The 12,053-nt window shown below is 71.3% G+C and carries 13 protein-coding genes and 3 pseudogenes; 10 read left to right on the forward strand and 6 right to left on the reverse strand.

Features of this window, described 5'->3' with window-relative positions; translation table 11 throughout:
- Positions 1-6: 6 nt before the first annotated feature.
- Both QQK35_RS14680 and QQK35_RS20565 read right to left on the reverse strand, forming a co-directional pair.
- The gene (locus QQK35_RS14680) at positions 7-609 is read right to left on the reverse strand and encodes a zinc-dependent alcohol dehydrogenase (protein WP_284254822.1); all 603 of its coding nucleotides are present in this window, start codon (positions 607-609) and stop codon (positions 7-9) included.
- 136 nt (positions 610-745) lie between these two features.
- Positions 746-1,093, reverse strand: a pseudogene (locus QQK35_RS20565) (alcohol dehydrogenase catalytic domain-containing protein); the annotation flags it as partial.
- 69 nt (positions 1,094-1,162) lie between these two features.
- Here QQK35_RS20565 and QQK35_RS14690 point away from each other — a divergent pair.
- From QQK35_RS14690 to QQK35_RS14710, 5 genes are all read left to right on the forward strand, one after another.
- The gene (locus QQK35_RS14690; protein ID WP_284254824.1) at positions 1,163-1,840 is read left to right on the forward strand and encodes a GntR family transcriptional regulator; all 678 of its coding nucleotides are present in this window, start codon (positions 1,163-1,165) and stop codon (positions 1,838-1,840) included.
- Entirely contained in the window at positions 1,840-2,841 is a 1,002-nt protein-coding gene (locus QQK35_RS14695; protein WP_284255719.1) for a zinc-dependent alcohol dehydrogenase, read from the forward strand. The genes QQK35_RS14690 and QQK35_RS14695 overlap by 1 nt, the downstream gene beginning before the upstream one ends.
- An 89-nt stretch (positions 2,842-2,930) precedes the next feature.
- The gene (locus QQK35_RS14700) at positions 2,931-3,278 is read left to right on the forward strand and encodes an SDR family NAD(P)-dependent oxidoreductase (RefSeq protein WP_284254825.1); all 348 of its coding nucleotides are present in this window, start codon (positions 2,931-2,933) and stop codon (positions 3,276-3,278) included.
- Between the two features lie 2 nt (positions 3,279-3,280).
- On the forward strand, positions 3,281-3,757 hold the full coding sequence (locus QQK35_RS14705; RefSeq protein ID WP_284254826.1) for an SDR family NAD(P)-dependent oxidoreductase: 477 nt from the start codon (positions 3,281-3,283) through the stop codon (positions 3,755-3,757).
- Between the two features lie 57 nt (positions 3,758-3,814).
- Complete coding sequence (locus QQK35_RS14710) at positions 3,815-5,206, forward strand: MFS transporter (protein WP_284254827.1); 1,392 nt, start codon at positions 3,815-3,817, stop codon at positions 5,204-5,206.
- A gap of 51 nt (positions 5,207-5,257) precedes the next feature.
- Here the strand turns inward: QQK35_RS14710 and QQK35_RS14715 are convergent, their stop codons facing one another.
- Together QQK35_RS14715 and QQK35_RS20570 are read right to left on the reverse strand one after the other, a co-directional pair.
- Positions 5,258-6,064 (reverse strand): IclR family transcriptional regulator, encoded by an 807-nt coding sequence (locus tag QQK35_RS14715; protein ID WP_284254828.1) that lies wholly within the window; start codon positions 6,062-6,064, stop codon positions 5,258-5,260.
- 50 nt (positions 6,065-6,114) lie between these two features.
- A pseudogene (locus QQK35_RS20570) lies at positions 6,115-6,686 on the reverse strand (thiolase C-terminal domain-containing protein).
- Here QQK35_RS20570 and QQK35_RS14725 point away from each other — a divergent pair.
- Positions 6,676-6,870, forward strand: a complete 195-nt coding sequence (locus tag QQK35_RS14725) for a hypothetical protein (protein ID WP_284254830.1) — start codon at positions 6,676-6,678, stop codon at positions 6,868-6,870. The pseudogene QQK35_RS20570 and the gene QQK35_RS14725 sit on opposite strands and share 11 nt — an antisense overlap.
- A 397-nt stretch (positions 6,871-7,267) precedes the next feature.
- Here the strand turns inward: QQK35_RS14725 and QQK35_RS14730 are convergent, their stop codons facing one another.
- Complete coding sequence (locus tag QQK35_RS14730) at positions 7,268-7,675, reverse strand: Zn-ribbon domain-containing OB-fold protein (RefSeq protein ID WP_284254831.1); 408 nt, start codon at positions 7,673-7,675, stop codon at positions 7,268-7,270.
- Between the two features lie 92 nt (positions 7,676-7,767).
- On the opposite strand from QQK35_RS14730, the gene QQK35_RS14735 reads away from it, so the two are divergent.
- The 4 genes and pseudogenes from QQK35_RS14735 to QQK35_RS19925 all read left to right on the forward strand — a co-directional run bounded on the left by QQK35_RS14735 (position 7,768) and on the right by QQK35_RS19925 (position 11,438).
- A complete protein-coding gene (locus QQK35_RS14735) occupies positions 7,768-8,730 on the forward strand; it encodes a cyclase family protein (protein WP_284254832.1) in 963 nt (320 codons plus the stop codon).
- A pseudogene (locus tag QQK35_RS14740) lies at positions 8,730-9,928 on the forward strand (CaiB/BaiF CoA transferase family protein). Before QQK35_RS14735 ends, QQK35_RS14740 begins: the two are co-directional and overlap by 1 nt.
- Positions 9,925-10,821 carry an acetyl-CoA carboxylase carboxyltransferase subunit beta gene (locus QQK35_RS19920; RefSeq protein ID WP_348534956.1) on the forward strand — a complete coding sequence of 299 codons (897 nt, stop codon included), beginning with the start codon at positions 9,925-9,927 and terminating at the stop codon, positions 10,819-10,821. The pseudogene QQK35_RS14740 and the gene QQK35_RS19920 overlap by 4 nt, the downstream one beginning before the upstream one ends.
- A complete protein-coding gene (locus tag QQK35_RS19925) occupies positions 10,815-11,438 on the forward strand; it encodes a carboxyl transferase domain-containing protein (protein WP_348534957.1) in 624 nt (207 codons plus the stop codon). Before QQK35_RS19920 ends, QQK35_RS19925 begins: the two co-directional genes overlap by 7 nt.
- Before the next feature lie 340 nt (positions 11,439-11,778).
- On the opposite strand, the gene QQK35_RS20575 is transcribed toward QQK35_RS19925, so the two are convergent.
- Entirely contained in the window at positions 11,779-12,003 is a 225-nt protein-coding gene (locus QQK35_RS20575) for a DnaJ family domain-containing protein (protein WP_431311814.1), read from the reverse strand.
- Between the last annotated feature and the right edge of the window lie 50 nt (positions 12,004-12,053).

The following is a 12,053-nucleotide window of genomic DNA, read 5'->3' on the forward strand; positions in this document are numbered from 1 at the left end:
CGCGCCCTACTCGTTGACCTGGATGAGGATCTTGAGTTGGTCGCTTGGGGTCGACAGCACGTCGAAGCCCTGCGCGGCGATATCGTCGAGCCCGATCTTCGCCGTCACGATGTTCTCGAGCGGCAGTTGCCCTGCGCGCGTGAGCTCGACCGTCTCGTCCCACGCCTTGCGGGTGTAGCCGACGGTGCCGACCATCGTGAGGTCGAAGCGCGTGAGCCGGCGGACATCGACGGTGATGGGCCCCGGGTGCACCGACGGCACGCCGACGGTGCCGCCCGCGCGCACCGACGCGATGGCCGCCTCGTTCGAAGCGGGCTTGCCGGCCGCGTCGATGGCGACGTCGACGCCGAGACCGTCGGTCAGGTCGGCGAGGTAGCCCGGGATGTCGCCCGCAGCCGCGGCCGGCACCGCGATCCCGCCGAGACGCTCGATGAGCGCCGCACGGGAGGGGTTGGGCTCGAAGACGTGGACGGCCGCCGCGCCGAGCGCCTTGGCGGCGAGCATGCACAGCATCCCGATCGCCCCCGCCCCGACGACGAGCACCGTGTCGCCCGGGGCGACGCGAGCGTGCTGCACGGCGTTGAGAGCAACGGCCGCGGGCTCGATCACGGCGCCCGCGACGGTCGAGATGCCGCGCAGGGGGCGAGTTGGTAGTGCTCGACCAGCACCTGCTGACCGAAGCCGCCCCAGGGGAGCTCAGTCCGTTCCAGGCCTTGATGTCGCAGATCTGGTATTCGCCGCGCAGGCACGCCGCGCACTTCCCGCAGTGCAGCAGCGGGTACACCGCGACCTCGTCTCCGACCTCGACGCCCTGGATGCCGGAGCCGACCGCGTCGACCCGCGCCGAGAACTCGTGGCCGAGCGTGATCGGAAGGCCCGCGTACCCGGTGAGCGGATGCGGCTTGCTGTCCGCGGAGCCGCCGTGACCGGTGTACTCCTTGATGTCCGTCCCGCAAATGCCGCTCCAGAGCGGCGAGACGATGGCCTGGAGCGGGCCGGGATCGCCGGGAGCCGGAACCTCGTCGATTCGGATGTCGCCAGGGCCGTAGAGACGGGCCGCCCTCATCGGCGCCCGCGGGGAAGTGCTTGACATAGGGGTAAATCTATAAATTATTGTTCTGATGTCAAGGAGCAGATGCTCCGTCTGACCTGAGGAGCGAAGATGCCCAGAGGACGCCAGGACGCGTCGAAGATCCTGACCCTCGCCGGACACGCGGAGAGCGTGCTGCGCGAGATGATCTTCTCGGGCGAACTGCAACCGGGAGTCCGCATCTACGCGGACGAGACGGCCGAGAAGCTCGGGATGAGCGCGATCCCGGTGCGCGAGGCGCTGAGAACTCTCGCGTCGCGGGGTCTCGTGGAAGCGATCCCGCAGCGCGGCTTCCGCGTGCGCCCCGCCGATCGCGACGACTTCGCCGAGACCTACGATCTGCGTCTCATGCTCGATCCGCACGCGGCCCTGCTCGCCGTGCCGCTCATGGACGAGGCCTCGCTCGCCGCCATGGACCGCGCATTCGAGGCGCTCGCCGACACGATCCGCTCGGGCGACACCGAGAGCTACGACCACGATCACCGCGCCTTCCACTTCTCGATCTACAACCAGTGCGGATCGCGCTGGCTGCTCGACATCCAGGCGATGCTCTGGGAGAACAGCCAGCGCTACCAGCGCCTGTCGACGGGCATCCGCGGATCGGCGGAGCAGCGCATCGAAGAGCACCGCGCGATCGCCGACGCCTGCCGGCTCGGCGACGCCGAAGCGGTCGCGGCCCTCGTGCGCCGTCATCTCGAGCACACCCGCGAGGTCGTCTACGCGGCGCTCAGCGCCGAGGGGGAAAGGTGATGGCCGGGAGGTCGGGCCGCGCGGTCTGGTTCACCGGCCCCCGGCACATCGAGTTGCGCGAGACGGACGTGCGCAGCGCCGGTCCCACCGAGATCACCGTGCGCGCGACGCGTTCGCTCATCAGCGCCGGCACCGAGATGCTCGTCTACCGCGGCGACACCACGCCGGGCGACCGGATGCCGCCGAACTCGGAGGGCACGCTCCCCTTTCCGACGAAGTACGGCTACCAGATCGTCGGGGAGGTCGTCGACGCGGGGGCGGAGAGCGGGTACGCGGTCGGCGACCGGGTGTTCTGCCGGCATCCCCATCAGGATCTGTTCACCATCGACGCGCGCCCCGCGTACGTCGTGCGTGTGCCCGACGGCGTCGGCGACGCGGCGGCGACATTCCTCAACCTGACGCGCGTGGCGCTCACCGGCGTGCTCGACGTCCCGGTGAAGCCCGGCGAGACCGCCGTCGTGTTCGGCCAGGGGATCGTCGGCATGATGTGCGCGCGGATCGCGAACCTGGGCGCCGCCGCGACGATCGTCGTCGACCGGTTCGAGAAGCGCCGCGAGCTGGCCCTCCGCTACGGGATGGCCGCGGCCGTCGAGCCGCAGGACGTCGCCTCCGTCGTCGCGGAGCTCTCGCACGGCCGTGGCGCCGACATCGTCTACGAGGCGAGCGGGGCCCCGCCGGCGCTGCAGTCGGCGATCGAGATCGCCGCCGATCGTGGCGAGATCGTGGCGATCTCGCTCTATGGCAGCCACCTGGTGCCGCTGCGCCTGGCGCCGGAGTTCCACTTCCGCCGGCTGCGCATCACGAGCTCGCAGATGACCGACCAGCCGCGCTGGGACTGGGCGCGCCGCACCGAGGCCTCCTTCGAGCTGCTGCGACGCCTGCCGGTCGACGACATGGTGAGCCGCACCGTCGGATTCGACGATGCGGCCGACGCCTACGACATGGTCGACCGCGACCCGGCCAACGTGCTCGGCGTCGTGCTCGATTACGCGCGGGGATGATGTCGGCCCTCGCGCACATGTGCTAGAACGAGACACTGTATTCAAATAAAGCGATCCCCAGCCGACTCGATGAGGAGAGGGCGACGAAGATGACCGGCCGTCTGCAGGACCGCGTGGTGCTCATCACGGGCAGCGGTGGCGACATCGCGAAGGCGACGGCGCTCACGCTCGCCCGCGAAGGGGCGCGGATCGTCGGCACCGACATCGACGCCGCGCTGGCGGAGGCCACCACGACGGCGGTGCGGAATGCCGGGGGCGAGGCGGCATCCATCGCCCTGGACCTCTCCGACGACGCGGGCGCGCAGGAGTTCTCCCGCTTCGCGCTCGAGCGCTACGGGCGCATCGACGCGATCGTGAACAACGCCAAGGCGGCCAGGGCCGGCTCGGGGAGTCCACCTCGCCCGACGCCTGGCGCTTCACCATCGACCGCAACCTGACGATGCCGTGGCTCGCGACCCGTGCGGCGATCCCCGCGATCCGCGCGGCGCAGGGCTCGATCGTCTTCATCGCGTCGGTGTCGGGCGCCTTGTTCGGCACCGGCTACCCCGGCAACACCACCAACCTCGTCGCATACTCCACCGCCAAGGCAGGCGTCCTGCGGCTCAGCGTCGCGCTCGCCAACGAGCTCGGCTCCGCGGGCGTTCGGGTCAACACGATCTCGCCGGGTGTCGTCGAGACCACCGCGACCCGCCGGACCTACGGCGATCCGGGTAGCCCACGCCGCGAGCTCGCCACCCGCCCGGCGCTGCTGCCGCAGCGCATCGGCCGTCCGCAGGACATCGCGAACGGCGTCCTCTTCCTCGTGTCCGACGAGGCGTCCTGGATCACGGGATCCGACCTGCGCATCGACGGCGGCTGGGCCGCATCGGGCGGCGTCGGGCCTGCGACCGACGCCGACCTGGCCACGGTCCGATAACTCAACATCGCACCCCTCGCATCAATCCGGGAATCGATTCAAAGGAGAAGACCCGATATGTCCGAGACCAGAGCACAGGCCGACAAGGCCGCCGAGACGGCGACTGTCGGCAGAGGCGTCGCCGCGACCGGCGAGACGGCGCCCACCCCCACCGTCGACAGGGGCGCGCTGCGCCGCGTCGTGGTGAGCGGCATCTTCGGCGGCATCATCGAATGGTTCGACTACTTCATCTACGCGCAGGCCGCCGCGCTCGTCTTCCCGACGATCTTCTTCCCGAACCAGAGCCCCATCGTCGGCGTCCTGCTGTCGTTCGGCGGCTTCGCGGTCGGGCAGTTCGCCCGGCCGATCGGTGCGCTCATCTTCGGGAACCTCGGCGACAAGTACGGCCGCAAGCCGGTGCTCGTCGCGACCTTCCTGCTCATGGGCATCTCCACCCTGCTCATGGGCTTCCTGCCGACCTACGCGGTCGTGGGCGTCGCGGCGCCGATCCTGCTCACCATCCTGCGCGTGGCGCAGGGCTTCGGGGCCGGAGCGGAGTTCGCGGGCGCGTCGATCATCATGCTCGAGTACGCGCCGAGGAACCGTCGCGGGCTGTTCGGCTCGGTGGGAACCGTCGGATCGTCGTCGGGCCTCATGCTGGGCACCCTCGTCTTCTTCCTGCTGCAGTACATGCCGCACGACGATCTGATCGCATGGGGCTGGCGCATTCCGTTCTTCTTCAGCGCGATCCTGGTGATCGTGGGCCTGTGGATCCGCTACCGGGTCAACGAGTCCCCGCTGTTCCAGAAGGTCGTCGAGAAGGAGCTCGTGCAGAAGGTGCCGCTGGCGACGGTGTTCCGCACCGAGTGGCGCTCGCTCATCCTCGTGTTCTGCCTCGCGGCGGGCGTGCAGATGGGCACCTACGTGTTCCTCACCTGGATCCTGTCGTACCTCAACGGCGTCAAGAGCCCGGCCGGCGCGCTGTTCTTCCAGCCGCAGGAGAGCACGTTCTTCGTGTTCCTCGCGGGCGTGTGCTCGGTCATCGGCACCCCGCTGTGGGGTCTGCTCTCCGACAAGCTCGGCCGCAAGGTCGTGTTCGGCGGCGCCGCGCTGCTCTCGGCGATCCTCGTGCTGCCGTACTTCCTGCTCATCAACACCGGCAACCCGGTCGCCGCGGCGTTCGCCGTCTGCCTGGTCGGCGGCGGCACCATCCAGATGATGGCCGGCGTGCAGGGGTCGCTGTTCGGCGAGGTGTTCTCCACGAAGATCCGCTACTCCGGGTTCGCGCTCGGACGCGAGATCTCGGCCGCGATCTTCGGCGGGCTCTCGCCGCTCATCGCGACCGCGCTCGTCGCCGCCAGCGGCGGTGCGTTCTGGGGCGTCGCGGTGTACGTCGCGGCGGTGTGCATCCTGACCTTCGTCGCGGTGCTCTTCGCCCGGGAGACGCACAAGCAGGAGCTCAGGCTCTAGCGAACCACGCGGGGTGAGGAGCGACCGCCGGCGGCGGCGCTCACCCCGCGGTCACGCGTGACCGAGCCGCACCGAGAGCTGGTGGGCCGCCGCGATGACCGCGGCCGCGATGTCGGGCTCCTGCGCCGCGTCGAAGCGCTGCGCCGGCGAGGTGAACGCGATCGTGCCGCGGCAGGCGCCCGTGCCGTCGAAGAAGGGCGCCGCGATCGCCCCGCCCGTGAGCACGCGCTCCCCGTGGCTCACGGCGTAGCCGCGTGAGCGATCCGCGTGAGCGGCGGCGACGAGCTCCTCCGGGTCCGAGATCGTGTGCTCGGTCATCTCCGGCAGGCCGGTGCGCTTCGCGAACGCGCGGATCTCCTCGTCGGACATCGTCATGAGCACCGCGCGCCCGCCGGCGCCGGCGTGCAGCGGGGCCCGTTCCCCGGCGTCGATGACGTAGCGAAGCGGATGCGTCGTGTCGATCTTGTCGCGGAAGATGATCTCGTCGCCCTCGCGCACCGCGAGGTAGCAGGTCTCGTTGAACGTCGCCGCGAGTTCGCGCAGGATCGGCTCCGCCGCCTGCCAGAGCGTGTCACGGCTGTGGATGGTGGCCGCCAGCGCGAAGAGCTCGGGCCCGACCCGGAACCGTCCCGAGAACTCGTCCTGCTGGGCGATGTCGAGATCGGCCAGCTGCTCGAACAGCCGCGAGACGGCGCTCTTGTCGATGCCCAGTTCGCGCGCGAGCTCGCGCACGCCTATGCCCTCGGGGCGATCGGCGAGGGCGCGCAGCAGCATGACGACCTTGTCCGCGGTGTTGTGGCGGTTCCGGCGACGAACGGCGCTCGCCTCGTCGGCGTCGCGGGTCTCCTCGAGAGTCATCCGCCTCCTTGATCGCTAGCAGAACATTAGTCGCGAGCGCGGGCGAGCCCTTACAGCGCGTCCGCGCCGCCGAGCACGACGCTCGCGTGTCCGCCGAGCGTGAAGCCCATGCCGTGGGCGAGCGCGGTGCGCGCGCCGGCGACCTGGCGATCCCCGGCGCTGCCGCGCAGCTGCTGCACCGCCTCCGTGAGCAGGAACGCGCCGAGCATTCCCGGATGCACGAACGACAGACCGCCGCCGTTCGTGTTGAGCGGCAGCGCCCCCCGGGACGGATCGCTCCGGACTCGACGAACGCGCCGCCCTCACCCTTGGCGCAGAAGCCGAGGTCCTCCAGGAGCACGAGCAGGCTCATCGTGAAGGCGTCGTACACCTCGGCGACGTCGATGTCGTCCGGCCCGAGTCCCGCCATCTCGTACGCCCGTCGCGCGCTGTCGCGGGCCCGGGTCGTCGTGAGGTCGGGCATCCCGGTGATGTTGCGGTGATCGGCCGCCTCGCCGGCGCCGAGCACGTAGACGGGGTCGTTCGGGAGGTCGCGCGCGCGCTCGGCGCTCGTCACGACCAGGGCCGCGGCGCCGTCGGTCACGAGGCAGCAGTCGAGGCGATGGACGGGCGTGGAGATCATCGGCGAGCCGAGCACGTCGTCGACGGTGAGCACGCGATCCCGGTGCGGCGCCCGGGGATTGCGCGCCGACCACTCCCGCGCGGCGACGGCCACCTGCGCGAACTGCTCCGGCGTGGTGCCGAACTCGTGCATGTGGCGGTTCGCGATGAGCCCGATCGGGCTGATCGGATGCAGCATGCCGTAGGGCCGCTCGTACTCGAGCCACTCGGAGCCGCTCATGAGGGCACCCCGGTCCGTGCGCTGGGTCGAGCCATAGGCGATGAGCGCGTAATCGCACAGCCCGGCCGTGATCGCCGCCGCCGCATGCCCGAGGTACGCCTCGAACGAGCATCCGCCGATCACGGTCGAGTCGCTGTAGCGCGGCGTGAGGCCGAAGTACTCGGCGAAGGTGAGACTCGGCGCGTAGTAATAGGGCGTCGTCGTGAACAGGCCGTCGATCTGGTCTTTCCGCACGCCCGCATCGAGGATGGCGGCCCGGGCGGCCTCGGCCATGAACCCGGCGGGCGAGCGGTCGCCGGCGGGCTCCGCGAGCTCGGCGATGCCGACGATCGCGATCTCGCCCCGCAGGCGGTGCGCCCCGCTCATCGCGCGTCCGCCCCGCCGGCCGGCTCGCCGTCGGCGGAGACGAAGCGCACGCCGTCGGCTGCGACCTCTGCGCCGACGCGATCGCCGATCCGGAGGCCGTCAGCGAGGTCGCCGATGATCCGGATGCCCTCGTCCAGGTCGACGAGGGCGACGGTGTACGGCAGCTCGGCCTCCCGGTCCGGATGCCCCGCGCGGTGCAGGGTCGTGAGGCTGTGCACCGCGCCGCGTCCGGCCGAGCGCGCCCATCGCAGCGCGCCGCTCATGCACGCGGGGCACACGGTGCGCGGGTACCAGATCGCCGCCCCGCACTCCTCGCAGACCTGGAAGGCGATCGCGCCCGCGGCGAGCGCGCGCCGAGCACGCTCCTCCTCGCCGCGGGGGCTCGCCATGGGCACTCGGGACATCGAGACCGCCTTCCACTCCGCTCGAATTACGAGACAGCGTTGCAACATAATAGAAGAAGCCGACCTGCGGCCGCCGAACGAGAGGACTCTCCGTGCCCGATATCTCCACCGTCCGCGACTACATGACGAAGTACAGCAACTGGGGCCGCTGGGGCGACGACGACGAACTCGGCACGCTCAACCACGTGACGCCGGAGATCCGGGCGCGCGCGGCGTCACTCGTCAAGTCCGGCAGGCCGTTCTCCCTGGCGTTGCCGTTCGACGAGAACGGGCCGCAGCGCGGCACCTTCAACCGGTTCAACCCGATCCATCTCATGACCCGCGACGGAGCCGACGCGATCGCCGGCACGCTCGTCCGCGACTTCTACGGCAACCACGACCGCCACTTCGGCGCGACCGACGACCTCGTGATCCTGCCGCTGCAGGCCGGGACCCAGTGGGACTCGCTCGCCCACGTCATCTACCAGGGGCAGATCTATAACGGGTACAGCGCGGACCAGGTCTCAAGCAAGGGCGCCCTGCGCAACGACATCACGCACGCGGCTGTCGAACCGGCGGGCCGCGGCATCCTGCTCGACATCGCCCGGCTCAAGGGCGTCGACTGGCTCGAGGGCGGCACGGCGATCACCGGCGACGATCTCGACGCGGCGCTCGAGAAGCAGGGCATCACGGTGCAGACGGGCGACTTCGTGCTCATCCGGACGGGTGCCATGACCGAGGTGCGCGCGCGCGGGTCGTGGGGCGAGTACGCCGGAGGAGCGGCGGCCGGTCTCGGCCTCGAGGCCATCGACTGGATCGCCCGTCACGAGATCGCGGCGGTCGCGACCGACACGTGGGGCATGGAGGTGCTGCCGAACCAGACGCCGGACGTGTTCCAGCCGCTGCACCTCGTGCTCATCGTGCAGATGGGACTGCTCGTGGGGGAGATCTGGGACCTCGACGCGCTCGCGGCCGACTGCGCCGATGACGGCGTCTACGAGTTCTTCTTCGTCGGTCCGGCCCTGCCGTTCACGAACGCCGTCGCGTCGCCGCTGAACCCACTCGCGATCAAGTGATGGATGCCGGGGTCGGCCACGAGGCGACGGGGCGAGTCGGTGGCCCGCTGGACGACCTGCTCGTCGTCGACCTGACGCGCGCGCTCGCCGGTCCGCACGCCGCGATGATGCTCGCCGACCTCGGTGCCCGCGTCATCAAGATCGAGAACCCGGGCGGCGGCGACGACACCCGGTCGTGGGGGCCGCCGTTCGTGGGTCCGGGCGAGTCGATCTCCACGTACTACCTCTCGGCGAACCGCAACAAGGAGTCGGTGATCCTCGACCTCAAGGACCCGAGCGATCTCGCCGTGCTGACCTCGATGATCCGCCGGGCGGATGTGCTGCTGGAGAACTTCCGCCCGGGCGTGCTCGACCGGCTGGGGTTCTCGATCGAGCGGCTGGCCGAGCTCAACCCGCGGCTCGTGACGCTGTCGATCTCCGGGTTCGGGCACGACGGGCCCGAGGGCGCGCGCGCCGGGTACGACCAGATCGCCCAGGGGAGGCCGGCATCATGTCGGTCACCGGACCCGGCCCGGGCGACCCCACCAAGGTCGGTGTGCCGATCGGGGATGTCGTCGCCGGCATGTACGGCGCATACGGCGTGCTCGCGGCGCTCCACGAGCGCGAGCGCACCGGCCGCGGGTCGGTCGTGCGCACGTCGCTGCTGGCGTCACTCGTCGGGGTGCACGCGTTCCAGGGCACGGTGTGGACGGTCGCGCACGAGGTGCCGGTCGCCCAGGGTGCTCACCATCCGTCGATCTGCCCCTACGGCCTCTTCCACGCCTCCGACGGGCCTGTGCAGATCGCGGTCGGCTCGGAAGCCCTGTGGCGCGCGTTCGCGCCGGCGTTCGGCCTGCCGGTGGACGCGCCGGGCTTCGCGACCAACGCCGACCGGGTGCGGAACGCCCCGGAGGTCCGTCGAGCGGTCGACGCCACGTTCGCATCGTGGCGGGCCGAGGAGTTGCTCGCCGAGCTCGCCCGTCTCGGCATCCCCGCGGGACGGGTGCGCGACCTCCGGCAGACCTACGAGTGGGAGCAGACCCGCAGCCAGGGGCTCGTCGTCGAGGTCGAGCATCCGGTGCTCGGCCCCATCGAGCTGCCGGGACCGCCGCTGCGGCACTTCGCTGCGGACGGATCCGAGTGGCGGCGGCAGCACACGGCGCCGCCGCCGTACGGGCAGCACACCGACGCGGTGCGGGAGGAGTTCACAGGGTCATGAGCGATCGGCGGAGCGCGCGGGAATTGCTCCATCTGGTGCTGGATGCCGACAGCTTCGTCTCATGGGACGTGCCCGTCGCGGATCCGGTGGATGCCGTCCCCGCCTACCGCGCCTCGCTCGCCCGAGCCCGCGAGCGCACCGGTCTCGACGAGGCAGTGCTGACCGGCCGCGGAACCATCGGCGGGGTATCCGTTGCCGTGGTGGTGAGCGAATTCGGATTCCTGGGCGGCTCGGTGGGGGTGGCCTGTGCGGACCGCATCGAGGCCGCGGCCCGTCGCGCGACGCGCGAGGCGCTGCCGCTGCTCGCGGCGCCGGCGTCCGGCGGCACCCGGATGCAGGAGGGCACGATCGCGTTCCTGCAGATGGTGCGGATCTCGGCGGCGATCCTGGACCACAAGACCGCGGGACTGCCATATCTCGTCTATCTGCGTGATCCGACCACCGGAGGCGTGCTGGCGTCGTGGGCGTCGCTCGGGCACGTGACCGTGGCCGAGCCCGGCGCGCTCATCGGCTTCCTCGGCCCCCGGGTGAGCGAGGCGATCACGGGGGAGGCCTTTCCCGACGGCGTGCAGCGCGCCGAGAACCTCGCCGCGCACGGCATCATCGACGCCGTCGTGCCGCCGGAGGCGCTCGGTGCCCTCGCCGCGCGGGCCCTGCGCCTGATCGGTGGTCGAGGAGCGCCGCAGGCGCGTGTCGAAACCACGTCCTCGTCCGGCCGTGTTCTCGACACGCGGACAGAGCCGGCCGCCCGACCAGCGGATTCCGTGTGGGACGACGTCCTCCGCACCCGGGACCCCCGCCGCCCGGGCATCCGGCAGCTGCTGCGATACGCCGCCTCGAACGTCCTCCCGCTCTCCGGCACGGCGGAGGGGAGCAGCACCCCGGCGTGCTGACCGCCCTCGCGCGTCTCGCGGACACCGCCTGCGTCGTGGTGGCGCAGGATCGCGCGACGCAGCGTCGTCGCGAACCGATCGGCCCCGGAGCCCTGCGGCAGGTGCGACGCTGCATCGCTCTCGCGAGCGAGCTGCGGCTGCCGCTCGTCACCGTCATCGACACCCCGGGCGCGGCGCTCTCCCGCGAAGCGGAGGAGGGTGGTCTGGCGGGGGAGATCGCGCGGTGCCTGAGCGACCTGCTCCGGCTCCCGTCGCCGACCGTGTCGCTCCTGCTCGGCGAGGGGGCGGGAGGAGCCGCGCTCGCCCTCCTCCCCGCCGATCGGGTCGTCGCGGCCGAGCACTCGTGGCTCGCGCCGCTCCCGCCCGAGGGCGCGAGCGCGATCCTGCACGGCGGCGACATCTCGTTCGCGCCGGAACTGGCCGCGGCCCAGGGCGTCGCGGTCGCCCGACTGCAGGAGGCCGGGGTCGTGGACCTGATCGTGCCCGAGTCGCCGGATGTTGCGACGTTCTCGCGCGACCTCGTGCGTGCGGTCTCGGCGGCGCTCGCGGAGGCCGCGGACGAGCCGTGGTCGCTGCGTGCTCCCCGGCGTGCGCAGCGGTACCGCCGCGGGCAGTGAGTCGCGCGTGCCTGCGCCGCCTCAGCGGACGCCGAGCCAGCGGCGCCAGCCGCGGGCGCGACGCGACTCAGCCTCCTCGGCCGCCTCGCGTTCTCGTCGCTCGGACGCCTCGCGCAGCCGCGTCGTGCGGCGAGCCGCCCAGCGTTGCACCTCGGCGTCGAGGTCACGCGTGGGCGTGATGACCGGGGACCGCCCTGCAGCTGGCGTCGGGCCTCCACCACCCGTCGGTTGAAGTCATCCAGGTGCTCGCGCACCGCCGACTCGGAGGCGAGGGCGTCGAGCCGCTCGTCGAGCTGCGCATCCTCGGTCCGCAGCGTCAGGGCCGGCGGGCCGAGTCCGCTCAGGCGTTCGCGCTCGATCTTGCTGCGGATCCACCAGTCCGGATCGTGCGTGTGGCGCATCCGGAGGGCTTGCCGGCGCCCGGAAGGTCGTCGAATTCACGCCGGCGCATCGCCTGCTGGATGCTGATCTCGACGAAGTGGGCACGCCGGTTCATCGATTCGCGCGCGGCCGCGCCCTCGTGGTCGATCGGCTCCGGTTCCTCGGGCCGTCCCGGTGAGGCCATACTTCGACCCTAGACATCGAAATCCGTCATCGGGAGGCGTTCCGCCCGAC

Source organism: Pseudolysinimonas kribbensis (assembly GCF_030161895.1).
GTDB lineage: Bacteria > Actinomycetota > Actinomycetes > Actinomycetales > Microbacteriaceae > Pseudolysinimonas > Pseudolysinimonas kribbensis.